This window comes from Allobaileyella intestinalis (genome assembly GCF_009695865.1).
Lineage (GTDB): Bacteria > Bacillota > Clostridia > Peptostreptococcales > Anaerovoracaceae > Allobaileyella > Allobaileyella intestinalis.
Genome location: NZ_VUNB01000005.1, coordinates 187704 through 205945 on the forward strand (window position 1 = coordinate 187704; position 18242 = coordinate 205945).

Genomic DNA, 18242 nt, shown 5'->3' on the forward strand with positions numbered 1-18242 from the left:
GCAGACATACCTTAGCCGATAACTCTGACCTTCAGTACGCCGTCAATCTTCTCAAGTGCAGAAGTATCAGTGCCTTCGCCAATCAGTGCGATTGCATATCCATACTCGGTTCTCTTCTTTCCATCTGTAAGGCCGCATACATTGTCAGCGCCTACAGCTTCTTTAACAGCGGAAGAAATGTCTTCGATTCCCTTGTAGAGAATGCAAGCCTTAACAGTGCCTTCCTTTGGATCAACAGTTACAGCCGGGAAGTTTACGGAGTTTCTGATGTTTCCGTTCTCAAAGTAATCCATCAGTTCGTCAACAGCCATAGCTGCGCAGTTGTCCTCTGCCTCTGCAGTGGAAGCTCCCAGGTGAGGTGTTGCGATTACACCAGGAACGTTGATCAGGTTCTCGTCTGCCAGGTCTGTCATGTACTTGCTGATCTTGCCGGACTTAACAGCTTCAAGAACGTCTTCCTCAACAATCAGGTCAGGACGTGCATAGTTCAGGATAACGGCTCCGTCCTTCATGTGGCTGATCAGTTCCTTGTTGATCATGCCCTTTGTTGCAGGCAGTGAAGGAACGTGAATGGAAACATAGTCGCAAACTTCAACCATCTCAGGAATGCTGTCATACATCTTGCAAGGTGCTGTAAGCAGAGGAGAAACAACTACGGAGTTACCTACTACGTTCATTCCCAGAGCGTGTGCAGCGTTTGCAACCTTTGCACCGATAGCTCCCAGTCCGATGATTCCCAGAGTCTTTCCTGAAATTTCTGTACCTTTGAACTGTTTCTTGCCTTTCTCAACCTGTGCAGCAACATCTCCTTCAAGAGAATCTGCCCAGGTAATAGCTTCATAAGTGTTCCTTGCTGCCATAATCAGTCCACCGATTACCAGTTCCTTAACGGCGTTTGAGTTGGCACCCGGAGTATTGAAAACAACAATTCCACGATCTGCACATTTATCAAGTGGAATATTATTTACGCCGGCTCCTGCTCTTCCGATGGCCAGAAGGTTGTCGGAGAAATCCATGTCGTGCATCTTGTAGCTTCTTACCACGATTCCTTCAGCTTTGTCCAGGTCATCGGTAAGCTCATAATTGTCTGTAAGACGATTGAGACCTACCTTGGAAATGTTGTTCAGGGTTCCGATGTAATACTTCTGCATTTCTTATTTACCTCCTATGTTCTCTTCGTGAGAGAATCTGTATTCCAGATGTGAACATCACAATCCGGTCCGGTGATCATCCTCAGGAAAAAATCAGACCGCAGGCGAAGGCCGGCGGCGGGCTCTCGCAAGCCCGTGTTGATATTCCTCTTTCCCTTGAAATCACTGAATTAACCCAAGTAAGTATAACATCTTGCTCCTTTACTTTCAACGTTATTAGTGCTACAATCCTTATGCTGTTTAGACACTTAAACAAAAAGTATGGAGGTATAGTCTAATGTCTAAGTATGACCGCGTGTATAACTTTTCAGCAGGTCCTTCAGTCCTTCCTCTGGAGGTTCTGGAGAAGGTTCAGAGAGAGCTTTTGAACTACGACGGAACAGGTGAGTCCGTTATGGAGATGAGCCACAGATCAGCTGAGTTCCAGAAGATCATCGACGATGCAGAGAAGAACCTGAGAGATCTGATGAATATTCCTGATGATTACTATGTGCTCTTCCTTCAGGGAGGCGGTACACTTCAGTTCTCCATGGTTCCAATGAACCTTATGAGAAAGAATGGTAAGGCAGATTATGTTATTACCGGAAACTGGGCAAAGAAGGCATTCCAGGAAGCTCAGAAGTTCGGAGACGCCAAGGCCATCGCTTCTTCTGCTGAGTCCAACTTCTCTTACATTCCTAAGATTACAAAGGATGACATCAGAGAAGATGCTGACTATGTTTACATCTGCACAAACAACACAATCTACGGAACACATTACAACACAGTTCCTGATGTAGGTGATAAGATTCTGGTTGCTGACATGTCTTCCTGCATCCTGTCAGAAGAGGTTGACGTTACTAAGTACGGCCTCATTTATGCAGGTGCCCAGAAGAACATCGCTCCTGCAGGTGTTACCATCGTTATCGTAAGAAAGGACCTGGTAGGTCAGGCTGACGAGAAGACTCCTATCTATCTCGATTATGCTACTCATGCCAAGAAGGGCTCAATGTACAACACACCTCCATGCTTCTCAATATATGTAGCTGGCGAAGTGTTCAAGTATATAAAGAGCATCGGCGGAGTTGCAGAGATGCACAGAAGAGACGTAAAGAAGGCAGGAAAGCTTTACGACTATCTTGATCAGAGCAAGCTGTTCAAGCCTGCAGTTGCAAAGGAAGACAGGTCCCTCATGAACGTTACATTTGTAACTGGAGATCCTGAGCTGGACAAGAAGTTCGTTGCAGGAGCAAGAGAGAGAGGAATGATCAACCTGGCAGGACACAGATCAGTTGGCGGAATGAGAGCATCTATCTACAATGCTATGCCGGAAGAGGGCGTTGACGCTCTGATTGCATACATGAAGCAGTTCGAAGATGAGAACCTGTAAGACAAAGAGACTTGAAATTTTCCCGGCGGGGAAGCTTAATAAACGCAGCATGATGGTGGCCATCTTGTCAGTGCTCACTGCATTGACACTGATGACCACCATCAGTGTTACTCCGGCGTTTGCAGAAGATGCACCGGCACCTTCTGCAGAGGCCGCTGTTGTTATGTCCGCAACTACGGGAGAAGTGATTTATTCCAATCACGGAGACCGGAAGCTGCCTATGGCCGGTGCAGCTAAGCTGATGACTGCCATGGTGGTGCTGGACAACATGCATAATTACAAGGAGCTGAAGAACAAGATTCAGATAGACTCTGTTTCCGATGATCAGGGAGACCTTTTTCAGAAAAATGAAACAGTGTCTGTTAACGACCTCCTTTATGCCCTGTTGATAAACGATTCCGATGAAGCAGCCTATGCCCTGGCAGTATATTCTTCCGGTTCCGTTGCAACATTTACAGGACAGATGAATCAGAAAGCATCTCAGATGGGATTATTAAATACAAAGTTTACCAATCCTTCTGGTGCAAACGAAGAGGGACAGTATTCCACTGCTGTAGATACAGGCAAGATGCTGAAAGCCGCCATGAAGTATCAGAAGATCAGGAAAATTCTGGGTCTTACTTCATACACTATGAAGGCCACTGATATGTCTCAGGAAAGGACTCTTACCAGCAGAAATGAGCTTCTAACAGGCGGTGAAGACGGCAGCCTTAAGCTAAGCGGAATTGAAGGCGGAATACTGAGCCATGAAACAGTTCCCCCATCTACAGATGAGGGAGGAACTCCGGTGGATTCCACAGTTTTTGCTGTTATTGGAGAGCGGGATGGAATGGCTGTAATGACCATTCTTATGAACGAGCCTGACAACAAGAGAGTGGAAGATGCCACCAACCTGATGAACTATGGATTCAAAAATGTAACGAAAAAAATAATCAGTAAAGAAGGAGTGGAGAAGGGAAAGGTCAGAGTCCGCTACGGTGAGGAAACAAGAGTTCCCGTTTACACTGCTTCAAAAGGTTATGTATATATTCCTCCTGAAGGAAGCAATTCTCTGGTCCAGGTAAAAACAGATATTTACAGCAGCCTGAAGGCACCTGTAAAGGCCGGAACAAAGGCGGGAGAGCTGAAGATATATGTTGCTGACGAGTACCAGGGATCTGTAGACCTGATTGTTAAACAAGATGTTAAGACTGGATGGTTCCCGTCATCCATCTATATTTCAAACAGGGCTACAATCATAATATGCGTCATTTTGCTGGCGATTTTTGCTGTTTTCCTCAGGATAATCCAGATAAGAAGACGCAATATCAAGCGGAAAAAGGCTCGCAGAAAGGCCAAAGCCATGGAGATTGCCAGGAGGCAGCTGGAAATAGAAGAAGACCGCAGGAAGAGAAACTGGTATTTCTGATGGTGCGGAACGGTGACAAATGTTTGATATAGAAGCTGAACTGAAAAAACTACCGAAGACCCCGGGCGTCTACATGCATAAAGACAGCCTGGGGCAGGTTATATATGTGGGAAAAGCCGTAAATCTGAGGAACAGAGTGCGGTCATATTTTCGCAGCCAGGGACAGGCAGACCCCAAGGTCAGGGCAATGGTAGCCAACGTGGCCGAGTTTGATTACATTAATTGTGCTACAGAAATGGAAGCACTTATTCTTGAATCAAACCTCATCAAGAAATACATGCCTAAGTACAACATTCTGCTGAAGGATGACAAAACCTATCCATACATTGCGGTCACCCTGAAAGAAGAGTTTCCCAGGGTAATCAAAACCAGGCTCCTCAAGAGAGACGGCAGCAGGTATTTCGGACCCTACTCGGACAGCGGCGCAGTCAGCCGAATTCTTAAAATGCTGGACGAACTTTATCCTGTTAAGAAATGCGAAAGGCTTTCCTTCCCCGATAATTTCCGGCCATGCCTGAACTACCACATAGGAAAGTGTACCGGACCATGTACCGGCCTCCAGTCAAAAGAAGATTACATGGAAATGATCAACCACATTCTCCAGATTCTTGAAGGCAAAGACAGGGAGTTAATAGAGCATCTTAAAGAACAGATGTATAAGGAGTCGGAAAAGCTTAACTTCGAGGAGGCCGCAAAATACCGGGATTACATTAAATCCCTGGAGATCCTTGGAGAAACCCAGCGGGCTACCATGATCGGTGAAAGGGACAAAGACGTTTTGATTCCTCTTGCAACAGAAAAGAACACAATCGTGGTTCAGTACAAAGTGAGAGATGGAAAGCTCACAGGAAGAGAAGTCTTCTACATGGACAGCGGAGCTGAATCCGGCGACAAAAAAGCTCTTCTGGACGCTTTCATCAAACAGTACTATCTCACATCAATGAGACTTCCTAAGGAAATCCTTTTGCCTGTTCACATAGATGACCAGGAGCTGATCTCACAGCTGCTGGACAAGACGAATGAAGAAAACTACAAAGAAAAGAGAGACGTAAATCACAGGACCAGGATTCTCGTCCCTGAAAGAGGTGACAAGAAAGCCATACTTGACATGGCTGTGTCAGATTCTCTCCAGCTCCTGAAAGATCTCGACCTGAGGGCTGCAAGAGATGCGGAGAGGAAGCAGGCCCTGAAGGATAAGGTGGAAAAAATAATTGTCCGCGCTGCGGAGATCAGCGGCTCAGAGCCATATCTCATAAACGAGGACGATGACAGAGAGTACCGTGTTGAGGCCTATGATATTTCAAATCTCAACGGCCTTGACATGGTAGGAGCAATGGTGGTCTATGAGGGCAGGCGCCCTATAAGGAAGGATTACAGAAAATTCAGAATAAAAACTGCAGATGCCGGCGATGACTACGGAAGCTTGCAGGAGGTTATATACAGAAGGCTGAAAAGAGGAAAGGGAGGAGATCCCGGATTCGACCACTTCCCTGACATTTTCTTTATTGACGGAGGTCTGGGGCAGGTCCACGCAGTTAAAAAGATTGTGGACGCCTTCAGAATGTCAATTCCTGTGGTTGGCCTAGCAAAAGATGATGTTCACAGAACAAGGGCCATAGTCTTTGAAGACGGCAGTGAATATGACCTTAAGGGAGACAGCATGCTCTTCAGCTATGCCGGTACCATACAGGAGGAAGTTCACCGTTTTGCAATAACCTTCCAGAAGGACAGGAGGGGCAAGAGGATGATCGAATCGGGCCTGGAGAAGATACCGGGAGTTGGGCCTAAAAGAAGACAGGCCCTTCTCAGTCATTTCAGAAGTGTTGATGCCATAAAAAAAGCTTCCTACGATCAGCTGATGGAAGTTGATGGAATGAATTCAAAAGCTGCAGAAAGCGTTCTCAGATATTTTTCCGGACAATCGACTGCAGGCAGAGTACCTGAAAAAGGCCCGCGGCTCCATTAATCTGAATCAGCCTGTTTAGAAAGCTTGCATTAATGGCCTATCCATGATACATTTACGTGGAGTTGTTGCCTGATTGGTGACAGAAAGCTATTAATTATACAAAAGGAGAAACAAACATGTCTGAGGAACTGACTAAGGACCTGGAAGAAGAACTCGATGAGGATGAAGAGTATATAACACTGGAGTTCAACGACGGAACAGCAGTTGACTGCTTTATCATCGGAATTTTCGATCTCGAAGATAAGGAATACATCGCCCTGGCACCTGATGACGGAACCGACGATGTATACATTTACGGATATCAGGACAATAACGATGAGACCTTTGAACTTCTTGATCTTGATGAAGAAGAGTTCAACGCAGCAGTTGCTGAGTTTGACAAGATCATGGAGGATCAGGAATAGTCACAGATTATTCATTGGCAGGAACCCTGCCATTATTGAGATTTGAGAGTAGGAGCCGTCATACTTAATGGTATGACGGTCTTATTGTGTGCGGAGGACTAGAATGAAAGATTACGACGTAATAATAATAGGGGCAGGAGCCGGAGGGGTTTTTCTGTCTTACGAGCTCACTAAGCAGAATTCCGGCTGCAAGGTACTTATGATGGACAAGGGAGCGCCCCTGGAGCAGAGAATCTGTCCGATTAAAGCCGGCAAAACAGAGAGATGCATCAAGTGTAATCCCTGCCACATCATGAACGGATATGGCGGAGCAGGAACCCTTTCTGACGGAAAATACAACATTACCAATCAGTTCGGAGGAGATCTTCACGAATACGTAGGAGACGACAAGGCCATGGAACTCATGGAATATGTAGACAGCGTCCTGTGCTCCTTCGGAGGGTCAGAAGCAAAGCTCTACAGCACTGGAAACTCTGACCTGAAGAGACAGTGCCTGCAGTACGACCTCCACCTCCTGGATGCAAAGGTAAGACATCTGGGAACAGACAGGAATGTTAAGATCCTGGGCCAGATCTATGATTACATCAGCAAAAAAATTGATATTAAACTGCGCACTGCTGCGGATACCGTTGAAAAAAAGGACGGACGCTTCATTGTTACAGACGTGAAGGGTGAGAAATACTCTGCTTCCCAGGTGATACTTGCCACCGGAAGATCGGGATCTAAGTGGATATCCAGCGTCTGCCGTTCCTTCGGTATTGAGCAGGTCAGCAACAGAGTGGATATAGGTGTGAGAGTAGAACTGCCGGCAGCAATTTTCAAGCACATTACTGATCAGGTATACGAAAGCAAAATTGTCTACCAGACAAAGCAGTACAATGACAGAGTTCGTACATTCTGCATGAATCCTTATGGTGAGGTTGTATCAGAGAATACTAACGGCATCATTACAGTAAACGGTCACAGTTACGCTGATCCGGCCCTCCATACTGATAACACCAATTTTGCACTGCTTGTATCCAACCACTTCACCGAGCCCTTCAAGGACAGCAATGAATACGGTGAATCCATAGCAAAACTTTCTAACCTCCTTGGAGGAGGCGTTCTGCTTCAGCGCTTTGGAGACCTGGTTAAGGGAAGACGAAGCAGCGAGAGGAGAATGAAGAAATCATTTACCGTCCCTACACTTAAGGCTACTGCCGGAGATCTCAGCCTGGTTATTCCTAAGAGACAGCTGGACGATATTATCGAAATGATATATGCACTGGACAAGATAGCTCCGGGAACAGCAAACGAGGATACACTCCTTTATGGTGTTGAGGTAAAGTTCTACAATTCCGGAGTTCCAGTAGACAGCAATCTGGAAACCTCAGTAAAAGGCCTTTACGCCATTGGAGACGGGGCAGGCATAACCCACTCTCTTTCCCAGGCTTCAGCCAGCGGTGTTTATCTTGCAAGAATTCTGAACGACATATATAAATAGAATAGATTAACTGAATTATGCAGGTTATAATGGTTTTCAGGAGAGGGTGATAAGCTCTCTCCTGAGACTAAATCAGACAAAAATTAAAAAATCGAAAAAATCTTAAAAAAATGACTTTACAAATGTCGAATATTCGTGTATAGTATCACTTGTCGTTGCGAATACGACAAGCCACGTTGAGCGGATGTGGCGGAATTGGCAGACGCGCACGGTTCAGGTCCGTGTGACCACAAATCATGTGGGTTCGAGTCCCACCATCCGCACCAAGATCCCCCTTGCTCGTGCAAGGGGGAATTTTTTATCGCAAAATGCATTTTGATTTCAGATAGAGGAGACCTTCCATGGATAACAGACCAATTGGGTTCTTTGACTCGGGAATAGGCGGATTAACCAGTGTTATGGCTCTTCATAAGGAACTGCCCCTGGAACACGTAATTTTTTACGGTGACACAGCAAGAACTCCCTATGGATCAAAATCACCGGAGACAATCAGAGAGTTTTCAAGGCAGATTGTTAACTATCTTGTCAGTAAAGATGTAAAAATGGTGATAATCGCCTGCAATACAGTTACTGCCATGGCGCTTCCCATGCTCAGGGAACTTCACCCGGAACTTCCTATACTGGGAGTGGTGGAGCCTACAGCAAAGAGGGTGGCAGAGGATGGATGCAGGAAGGTTGGCATAATAGGCACAAAGGTGACTATTAACAGCAACGTATACCCGGATACTATTCACCGGTACGATCCTGGAGTGGAAACATGCAGTCTGGCATGTCCTGCCTTTGTTCCCCTGGTGGAAGAAGGAATTATCGACAACCAGATAATGGATCTGACAATCAGATATTATATGGACGATTTTGTATCAGAGAATCATATTGATAAGCTGGTTCTGGGATGCACCCATTATCCGCTGATCGCTCACCGGATTAAGAAGCTTTATCCGGAAATGGAATTTTACAGTTCGTCGGAAGAGGTCATAAAAGAAGCTAAGGTCATTCTGGAAGAAAGAGATGCTCTGGCAGAGGAGAACGATATGCCGGACAGATACTATGCCAGCGACCTTTCAGACAACTTCATGAGGATGACCGATGCCCTTACCGGAAGGAAGGATGCAAGAATAAAGCTGAAAAAGCTTGAATATTAGATAAAATTCCGGATTTTTCACAGGATGAGAAATGTATTTCAAAAATACCGGAACTAAAGGGGGGTTAAAGACCCTTTCAATTGACAATAACTGTTGATTTATGTAGAATAACACGGTATATTCGTGAAACGGGGCGCTTTGTGTGTCCGGGAAAGGAAGAAACACCTTGTTTTCCCGGGATTACGGAGCTTTACCATTATAAACAGGAGAGTAATCTTATTCATGGAGACAGAATTCAAGTACAGGCTTGAGGACAGGAACCAGATTCCGGAGATCCTCAACGACCCGATGCTGGATCCCTTCGTTAACAGAGACAATCTGGAAGATATCATGATGCATGCTGTTTATTTCGATACTGAGGACCAGGATCTTAGAAAGGCCGGTATCGCATACCGCATCAGATATGAGAATGACAGGATAACAGCTACTATCAAGTGGGACAACCACGTTGAAGAAGGGCTTCATTCCAGGGAGGAATTCAACCTGGTAATAAATGATGAGCGTTTTGCTGAGAATCCGGATATAGGTGCCTTTGAGTCCAGTGATGCCTACGATGTACTTCTGAAGGCAGCAGGTGAGAAGAAGCTTCTCAAGCTGGTGGAAATGGAATTCAGAAGACAGCTTATTAAAGTTGATACAGGCAGGTCTATGAGTGCACTGTCCTTTGACGACGGAGTCATTCACGGACAGAACGGAGACAGCAAGATCCTTGAGATGGAAGTTGAGTGGTATCACGGCGATGAAGAAGATTTTCGTGATGTTGCAGCAAAGATAGCAGAGAAGTACGACCTTAAGCCGGAAAATGCTTCCAAGCTTCAGAGAGGCTTCACATCGGACATCCGTGACAGCTATTAGAATAGAGGCCAAAGCTCAGGAGAACAACAGGGAGACCAGAACCAGAAGGCAAGATTTTCCTGAAATACGGGCTGAGAGGTCAGAAGGTAATAACAGTAGTAATCAATTAAAGCAGAGATGCAGGAGGACAATAAATGAAGGCTACATTCATTGAGAAAACAGGAGACAGCAACAAGTTTGAGATGAACTTCTCCGCAGAGGAGTTCGAGAATGCTTGCAGCAGAGCATATAAGGCAAACAAAGACAAATTCCGCGTTGACGGATTCCGTAAAGGAAAGGCTCCAAGAAAGCTGATCGAGAACATGTACGGACAGGACATTTTCTATGAAGAAGCAATCAACGATCTTCTTCAGTCCGGATATCCACAGGCACTGAACGACCTTGACCTTGATGTTATCGCTCAGCCTCAGCTGGATGCTGATGAGATCAAGAAGGGTGAGGATGTTGTTATCAGAGCAACTGTTCTCTGCTTCCCGGAGAGAGAGATCAAGGACTACAAGGGCGTTGAGGTTGAGAAGCAGTTCAAGACTGTTACAGATGAGCAGCTGAACGACAGACTGGAAAGAGAGCGCAAGAGAGGCGCAAGAATGGAGACTGTAGAGGATCGTCCTTCTCAGAACGACGATACAGTAATCATCGACTTCACTGGATACAAGGATGGTGAGGAGTTCCAGGGCGGCAAAGGCGAGAACTTTGAACTGAAACTTGGTTCCGGACAGTTCATTCCAGGATTCGAAGATCAGCTTATTGGCAAGAATGCCGGAGATGAGGTTGATGTTAACGTAACATTTCCTGAGAAGTATCAGGCTGAGGAACTGGCAGGAGCAGATGCTGTATTCAAGGTTAAGATCCACGAGATCAAGACAGAGATCCTTCCAGAGCTGGATGACGATTTCGCCAGCGATGTAAGCGAGTTCGACACTCTTGAGGAGTACAAGGAAGACCTGAAGAAGCAGATGCAGAAGGAAGCAGACGACAGAGCTGTTGAGATCATGAAGGACAGACTGCTGGAGAGCGTTTACAAGAATAACGGTCTTGAGCTTCCTGAGCAGATGATCGAGAATGAGACAGACAGCATGATTCAGGAGCTCCAGCAGCAGCTTCAGTACCAGGGCCTGTCCCTTGACCAGTACCTGCAGTTCTCTGGTACATCCATGAAGGATCTGAGAGCTCAGACTAAGGAAGATGCTGAGAAGAGAGCAGCTTCCAAGGTTATTCTGAGAGGTATCATCAACCAGGAGAAGATCGAGGCTACAGAAGAGGAAATCGAGAAGGAAATCGCTGACTTCGCTGAGCAGTATGGAAACACTGTTGAGCAGGTTAAGAACATGATTGGCGGAGATACAAGATACTTTGCTGACGATGTTCAGACAAGAAAGGCAATTGATTTCATCTACGACAATGCTGTACAGGTAGAGCCTTCTGAAGAGGAGAAAGAAGAGCCTGCAAAGGAAGAGTCCGATAACTAAGGAACATCCTGCAGGTCAGGAGTTTAATTAATAGAACCAAGCCTGCTGAAAAAGATGGACGCGGCTCCGGCAATGACCGCGGGGCCGTGTCCAAATTTGTATATTTAGAAGAAAGTGAGGGCATCCAATGAATATGATTCCCTATGTAATAGACCAGTCTGGAGCTGGAGAGAGAAGTTACGATATATACTCAAGACTTCTTAAAGACAGAATCATTTTTATCGATGAAGAGATTACAGATCATACAGCAAGCCTTGTAGTTGCACAGCTTCTCTATCTTGAAGCTGAGGACCCGGAGAAGGACATTAATGTATACATAAATTCCCCGGGAGGTTCTGTAACTGCCGGCATGGCTATTTACGATACAATGAGATATGTAAAACCAGATATTTGTACCATCTGTATGGGCCTTGGGGCAAGTATGGGATCCTTCCTTCTGTCATCAGGAACCAAGGGAAAGAGATTTGCCCTGCCTAACGCAGAGATTATGATACATCAGCCACTTGGCGGAGCCAGCGGTCAGGCTACAGATGTAAAAATTCACACAGAATGGCTGCTTAAGACAAGAGAGAAATTAAACAGGATACTGGCAGAGAATACTGGCAGAGACCTGGAGACAATAGAAAAAGATACGGAAAGAGATAACTTCATGTCAGCTGAGGAGGCTGTAGAATACGGACTTATAGATAAGGTCGTAGAACACAGGTAACTCAAGAAAAGCAGACAAGATTTAGAAAGGCAGTATATGGATAATAGAGACTCAAACAACAGAAGAACAGAACTTATCTGCTCCTTCTGCGGAAAATCCAGCAGTCAGGTCAAGAGAATCATTGTGGGACCTGATGTTAATATCTGCAACGAGTGTGTAGAACTCTGCGAATCTCTGATTTCAGAGGACAACCCGGGAATCCCGCAGATGGACACTAAGCTGCCGAAGCCGGAAGAGATTAAAAAGGAACTGGATTCCTATGTTATCGAGCAGGAAGATGCTAAGGTTTCTCTGGCTGTGGCAGTTTATAATCACTACAAGAGAATAAAATATCTTGAAGAGCACCAGGATGACAGGGATAAATCTGTTGAAATACAGAAGAGCAACATTCTCATGCTGGGACCTACAGGAAGCGGTAAAACTCTGCTGGCCCAGACCCTTGCAAGAACATTGAATGTGCCTTTTGCAATCGTCGATGCCACATCCCTCACCGAGGCCGGTTATGTTGGAGAAGATGTGGAGAACATCCTTCTCAGACTATACCAGGCAGCAGATGGAGATCTGGAGCGGGCTCAGAAGGGAATCATCTACATAGACGAAATCGATAAGATCGCGAGAAAGTCCGAGAACACATCTATTACAAGAGATGTAAGCGGCGAAGGGGTTCAGCAGGCTCTTTTGAAAATAATCGAGGGCACAGTAGCCAATGTTCCACCTCAGGGCGGAAGAAAACATCCTCTTCAGGAGTTTATTCAGTTTGATACAAAAGATGTTCTCTTTATCTGCGGTGGAGCCTTTACAGGCCTGTCCCAGATAATAAAGAGAAGACTGGGAGATAAGATCATCGGATTCAATTCCGAATCAGATGAGGCAGTTAAGGATGATCACGACATTCTTTTGAAAGTGGAACCTGAAGACCTGCTTAAGTTCGGCCTGATTCCGGAACTCATCGGCAGACTTCCGGTTATAGTTTCCCTTTCAGAGCTGACAGAGTCTGCTCTGACCAGAATCATGAAAGAACCTAAAAATTCCCTGATCCGCCAGTATCAGGCCCTCTTTGCCATGGACGATGTTGAGCTGGTAGTAAGTGATGATGCGGTTACAGCCATTGCGAACAAGGCCATTCAGCTGAAGACAGGAGCAAGAGGTCTCAGGGGAATCTTTGAGAAAATGATGACTGCTATTATGTATAAGATTCCATCTGCAGAAGGTGCGGAGAAATGCATAATCAACAGAGATGTGGTGGAGAATGGTGCCGAACCGGAGCTTATTGGCAAAGATGGAAAATCCATCGCATAGTCTTCACATTTAACACTACTTTTTAAGTTAACATAACAGCCTGAACAAAGGAGGCCCATATGGAAGATAAAAGAATATTGAGCCTCGATGAACTGGAAGAAATTGCTGAGGACAGAGAGAATCAGGAAGCTGAGGCCCCAGAGGAAACAGAGGCTTCAGAGACTCCTCACACTCCCTACATCCCTTTAAGGGGACAGTGTTTCTTTCCTGACACCATCGTAGGCTTTGACATAGGAAGAGATATGTCTCTCAAGGCCGTGGAAGAGGCCATGAGCGGAGATAAATACGTTGCTGTTACAACTCAGAAAGACACAGCTGTAAACGACCCGTCTAAAGATGATGTATATCAGACAGGTGTTCTCATCCGCCTGAAACAGATAGTAAAGCGTCATGAGGATTACGTAAGGGTTCTGGCCAGCTGTGAACAGAGAATCTGGGTAAAGGATATTTTCAGAGAAGATGGGATGCTTACCTGCACCTTCAATAAGCTGGAGGACTACTATGCGGGAGACAGCCTGAACATCGAGGCGCTCATCAGGGTACTGAAGCAGTATTATTTCAAGTACATTGATATGAGCAATGCCGGTGAGGCGGCTGCCCGTGCTCTCATTGAAGGTGTTGATGATCCTGCTGCTCTCTGCAATATTATTGCAGGAGAAATTGAAATCGGCTTCGAGGAGAAGCAGAACCTTCTGGAAACAAATTCTCTGACAGCAAGAATTGAGCATTTGATAGATATCATCAACCGTGAGAATCAGATTCTGGCTCTTACCAAGAGAATTAACAATAAGGTAATTCACAACCTCAACAGAGGCCAGAAGGAGTTCTATCTGAGAGAACAGATGGAGGTTATCAAGGAAGAGCTTGGTGAAGGTGATGATGATCAGGAAGAGATCAACAAGTGGATCGAGAAACTTGATGCACTGAAGCTTCCTGAGAAGACAGACGCAAAAATACGCAAGGAAATAACAAAATTTTCCAAGACAAACCCTATGAGCCCTGATGCCAACGTAAGCAGAACCTACATCGAGACAATTCTTGAGTTACCATGGCACAATTCGTCAAAGACGAACATTAACATCAAGAGGGCTGAAAAAATTCTGAATGAGGATCACTACGGCCTTGAAAAGGTGAAGGAAAGAATCCTTGAGAACCTGGCGGTAATGCATCTGACTAAAGAGATAAAAGGCCCGATTCTCTGCCTTGTAGGCCCGCCGGGAGTAGGAAAGACTTCAATTGCCAGATCCATTGCAAGGGCTACCAACAGAGAATTTGTAAGAATGTCTCTGGGTGGAGTAAGGGATGAGGCTGAGATCAGAGGTCACAGAAGAACTTATGTAGGTGCCATTCCTGGCCGCGTGATTAACAGCATTATTGAAGCAGGAACGAACAACCCTCTCTTCCTCTTCGATGAAGTGGACAAAATCGGAAGCGATTTCAGAGGCGATCCGGCTTCAGCTCTCCTGGAGGTTCTGGATCCAGAGCAGAATAAGGAGTTTACAGATCACTATCTGGAGATTCCTTTTGATCTCTCAAAGGTGATGTTCATTACTACGGCAAACACCACAAGCACCATTCCAAGACCGCTTCTGGACAGGATGGAGGTTATTGAGGTCTCCAGCTACATTGAGGAAGAGAAGGTTAAGATAGCTGAAAGATATCTTATTCCTAAGAAGATGAAGGAATATGCAATTAAAAAGTCTCAGCTCAGCTTCTCTGAATCGGCTATCCGACAGATTATAAATGGATACACCAGAGAGGCAGGAGTTCGTAATCTGGAGCGTCAGATTGCTGCTGCCTGCAGGAAGGTTGCCAGATTCATCGTTACAGAGGACAAGAAAAATTACACTATTACTTCCAGGAATATTGAGAAGTTCCTTGGCAGAAGGATATTCCTGGATGATGTAACGGAGAAAGAGCCTGCTGTAGGTGTAACCACAGGTCTTGCATGGACAGCAGTAGGCGGTGTAACACTTTCTATAGAGACTGTGATCATGCCTGGTGGGGGCAAGATGATTCTTACTGGCCAGATGGGCGATGTCATGAAGGAATCTGCCACAGCAGCTATGGGATATATTAAATCCCTCAGCGATGAGTACGGAATTCCAGAAAGCAAGTTCAAAGATCATGACATTCAGATCCACATTCCGGAAGGAGCAACACCTAAAGACGGACCTTCGGCAGGTGTGACAATGTGCACAGCACTTTTCTCAACGCTGACAAACCGTCCGGCCAGGAGAGATGTGGCAATGACAGGTGAGATTACTCTGAGAGGACGAATCCTGCCAGTAGGTGGAATCAGAGAGAAGGTTCTGGCTGCATACAGACAGGGAATAAGGGAAATCCTTATTCCTGCTGAGAACAAGGCAGACCTGGAGGATATTCCGTCATCTGTAAGAAAGAAAATAAGTTTCCACTTCCTGACAGAGGCAAGGCAGGCCTTCGAAATAGTGCTGGGAGAACCCCTGCCTGAAAAGGAAGACAAGGAAGACAGTGAAACTTCTCAGGATGGAGAGAACTAATGATCATTAAAAAATCTGAACTGGAGGCCATAGGCACAAAGACAGAGCAGTTTCCTGCACCGGACAAGGTTGAGATAGCTTTCGCAGGACGTTCCAACGTGGGAAAGTCTTCTCTTCTCAACCTGCTCACCGGCAGGAGAAAACTGGCCAGGGTAAGCGGCAGTCCCGGTAAGACCAGGACTATCAATTTCTATCTGTGCAACGACCAGTTCAGGATAGTGGACCTGCCTGGTTACGGATATGCCAGGCTTTCCAAGAGTCAGCAGGAGAGCTGGGGAGCTATGATGGAGAACTACCTGGAAAACAGGGAAAACCTGCGGAAGGTAGTGCTTTTGGTAGATATACGCCATAAGCCCAGCGCCCAGGATGTTCAGATGTACGACTATCTGAAATACTACGGCCTGGACGGAATCGTGGTTGCAACTAAATCCGACAAAATCTCGGGAAACGAGAGGCAGAGAAACCTTGCGCTCATAAGGAAGACCCTGGAAATGGATAAGGACGATATTCTGATTCCAGTGTCTGCCCTGAACCGCAAGGGGCATGAAAAGCTGCTTGACGTGATGGAAGAGATTGTTGAATCAGCAGGGACTGAGGAAAAATAGGATACAAAAAAGCGGGGTGTGAAGCCTCGCTTTTTCAGTTAATAATATGCAAATGATAAATGACCGTGTGTTGTTTATTTTCTCAGATGGTATTATCATACTATTACAGTTGAGGGATTTAGGGAGAGAGATTAAGGGATAGATGGACAGAGAAATACGTAATGATTACATAATATCACATTTTGATGAAGCACTGGAGAAAGGCTGGATCAGACCTTATTTTCAGCCTATCATACGGACGATTACAGGAAGCTTTGCAGTTGCCGAGGCTCTGGCCCGGTGGCAGGATCCGGAATACGGAATGCTAATGCCTGCGGATTTCATGCCTGTACTGGAAGAAAATGACCTGGTATATAAGTTAGACTGCTTCATGCTTACTGAAGCTTTGAGGATTCAGAAACAGAGAATGGATGATGGCCTGCAGGTAGGGACGATTTCCGTGAATTTCTCCCGCAGTGATTTTGACGTAATGGACATTGCTTCTTTTATACAGGAGCAGGTTGAGAAATACCAGGTTGAAAGAGACCTTATCTGGCTGGAGATAACAGAAAGCACCTTGGTAAAAGACAAGGACAGAATGATCTCCGTTGTAAAAAATCTGCGGAAATCGGGATTCAGTGTCTGCATGGATGATTTCGGCAGCGGATATTCCTCACTGATTTTCCTCAATGACTACACATTGGATGTAATCAAACTTGACATAGGATTTCTCAGATCTTTTTCACCTGTTTCAAAGGAGATAATGAGAAGTACTGTGAACATGGCTAAAAACCTGGGGATAAAAACTCTGGCAGAGGGAGTAGAAAAAGAAGAACACGTTAAGTTTCTCCAGGAGATCGGATGCGACATGATGCAGGGTTATTACTTTTCTGTTCCGTTACCTGAAAAAGAAATGAAAGGTTTCATCGAACAGAATCATGTGGCAAAAGAACCTGTACAATGGAAGAGGTTTTACGATGCAGCCGATGCCCATGTGATAAACAGCGATGTTCCACTAGGAGTCTTGGAGTATGATGGTGACAGTGACACCTATCATTATCTCTTTGTCAATAAAAAACAGATGGAGCAGCTCAGGAGCATCGGCCGGAGAAGCCGGGATGAATCGGAATTTATTCTGAACAGTTCTCATTTTCCAATGCACGAGAAGTTCCGGGCCCTTACCGAAAATGCGGTTTCGAAAGGCGAAACTGCTGTAATGTATTTTCCCGATAATTCATTTTATGTACGTCTTTCATTCCGCATGGTGGTGAAGCAGGAAAACCGTGTAATCCTTACTTCTTCACTTGTAAATATAACTGAGGACAGAACACGAAAAACAGGAGAGATTATAGACAGATCAACAGAGGATATTGCTCTTCTGTTTGAAGACATTCACGTTCTTGATCCCGATAATAATTCAGCTGACAATGTGCTGAATAACTTCGGCATCGACGGCGGAATGAAGAAAAACGACGACCTGAGGAAAGGTCTTGAAATATTCTGCAACACCATGGTTCATCCTGATGACAGGAAGCGGTACGCATTGTATGCAGATGCTGACACCATGAAGGAGCGCCTTCACGATTCACCTGGCGGAATATTGAGAGATTATTTCAGGATCCTTCGACCAGATATGTCCGGGGATCAGAAATATCTCTGGATGGAAATAGACCTTCTTCTCATCCCGAGGACCAACGACAGCAAGATACTTTCGTGCATAAAGAGTGCCCATTCGACATCGGGGATCGCGCCGGTAGGCAGGGCTTTGACAGAACAGTCGCAGGGTTAGTCCCTGCGGCTTTTTTTGATTTGTGAGACTGGGACAGTCGGTGGAGCTGGCACCCCGGTCGGGAATACCATAGGAAAAAATATATGAAATTA

At 45.5% G+C, this 18242-nt stretch carries 14 protein-coding genes and 1 tRNA gene; 14 read left to right on the forward strand and 1 reads right to left on the reverse strand.

Annotation, left to right across the window (positions count from 1 at the left end; translation table 11 throughout):
• Positions 1 to 11: 11 nt before the first annotated feature.
• A complete protein-coding gene (locus FYJ66_RS07210) occupies positions 12 to 1151 on the reverse strand; it encodes a 3-phosphoglycerate dehydrogenase (protein WP_154572837.1) in 1140 nt (379 codons plus the stop codon).
• A 277-nt stretch (positions 1152 to 1428) separates the two neighbouring features.
• Here FYJ66_RS07210 and serC point away from each other — a divergent pair, with 277 nt between their 5' ends.
• From serC to FYJ66_RS07280, 14 genes are all read left to right on the forward strand, one after another.
• Positions 1429 to 2520, forward strand: a complete 1092-nt coding sequence (gene serC / locus FYJ66_RS07215; protein ID WP_154572838.1) for a 3-phosphoserine/phosphohydroxythreonine transaminase — start codon at positions 1429 to 1431, stop codon at positions 2518 to 2520.
• Positions 2507 to 3928, forward strand: coding sequence for a D-alanyl-D-alanine carboxypeptidase family protein (locus FYJ66_RS07220; protein ID WP_154572839.1), 1422 nt, complete (start codon positions 2507 to 2509; stop codon positions 3926 to 3928). Before serC ends, FYJ66_RS07220 begins: the two co-directional genes overlap by 14 nt.
• 19 nt (positions 3929 to 3947) lie before the next feature.
• Entirely contained in the window at positions 3948 to 5894 is a 1947-nt protein-coding gene (gene uvrC, locus FYJ66_RS07225; RefSeq protein WP_154572840.1) for an excinuclease ABC subunit UvrC, read from the forward strand.
• Positions 5895 to 6010: 116 nt separating this feature from the next.
• Positions 6011 to 6298 (forward strand): DUF1292 domain-containing protein, encoded by a 288-nt coding sequence (locus FYJ66_RS07230; protein ID WP_235897388.1) that lies wholly within the window; start codon positions 6011 to 6013, stop codon positions 6296 to 6298.
• Between the two features lie 103 nt (positions 6299 to 6401).
• Entirely contained in the window at positions 6402 to 7781 is a 1380-nt protein-coding gene (locus FYJ66_RS07235) for an NAD(P)/FAD-dependent oxidoreductase (protein WP_154572841.1), read from the forward strand.
• 180 nt (positions 7782 to 7961) lie between these two features.
• A tRNA-Leu gene (locus FYJ66_RS07240) sits at positions 7962 to 8047 on the forward strand.
• Positions 8048 to 8122: 75 nt separating this feature from the next.
• A complete protein-coding gene (gene murI, locus FYJ66_RS07245; RefSeq protein WP_154572842.1) occupies positions 8123 to 8923 on the forward strand; it encodes a glutamate racemase in 801 nt (266 codons plus the stop codon).
• Between the two features lie 222 nt (positions 8924 to 9145).
• Positions 9146 to 9778, forward strand: coding sequence for a CYTH domain-containing protein (locus FYJ66_RS07250; RefSeq protein ID WP_154572843.1), 633 nt, complete (start codon positions 9146 to 9148; stop codon positions 9776 to 9778).
• Between the two features lie 134 nt (positions 9779 to 9912).
• Positions 9913 to 11247: a trigger factor gene (gene tig, locus FYJ66_RS07255; RefSeq protein WP_154572844.1), complete on the forward strand. Its 1335-nt coding sequence runs from the start codon at positions 9913 to 9915 to the stop codon at positions 11245 to 11247.
• A gap of 127 nt (positions 11248 to 11374) precedes the next feature.
• The gene (gene clpP / locus FYJ66_RS07260; protein ID WP_154572845.1) at positions 11375 to 11956 is read left to right on the forward strand and encodes an ATP-dependent Clp endopeptidase proteolytic subunit ClpP; all 582 of its coding nucleotides are present in this window, start codon (positions 11375 to 11377) and stop codon (positions 11954 to 11956) included.
• A 36-nt stretch (positions 11957 to 11992) separates the two neighbouring features.
• Complete coding sequence (gene clpX / locus FYJ66_RS07265) at positions 11993 to 13255, forward strand: ATP-dependent Clp protease ATP-binding subunit ClpX (RefSeq protein ID WP_154572846.1); 1263 nt, start codon at positions 11993 to 11995, stop codon at positions 13253 to 13255.
• A 59-nt stretch (positions 13256 to 13314) separates the two neighbouring features.
• A complete protein-coding gene (gene lon, locus FYJ66_RS07270; protein WP_154572847.1) occupies positions 13315 to 15777 on the forward strand; it encodes an endopeptidase La in 2463 nt (820 codons plus the stop codon).
• A complete protein-coding gene (gene yihA, locus FYJ66_RS07275) occupies positions 15777 to 16382 on the forward strand; it encodes a ribosome biogenesis GTP-binding protein YihA/YsxC (RefSeq protein WP_154572848.1) in 606 nt (201 codons plus the stop codon). Before lon ends, yihA begins: the two co-directional genes overlap by 1 nt.
• A 142-nt stretch (positions 16383 to 16524) precedes the next feature.
• A complete protein-coding gene (locus FYJ66_RS07280) occupies positions 16525 to 18150 on the forward strand; it encodes an EAL domain-containing protein (protein ID WP_154572849.1) in 1626 nt (541 codons plus the stop codon).
• Positions 18151 to 18242: the final 92 nt, after the last annotated feature.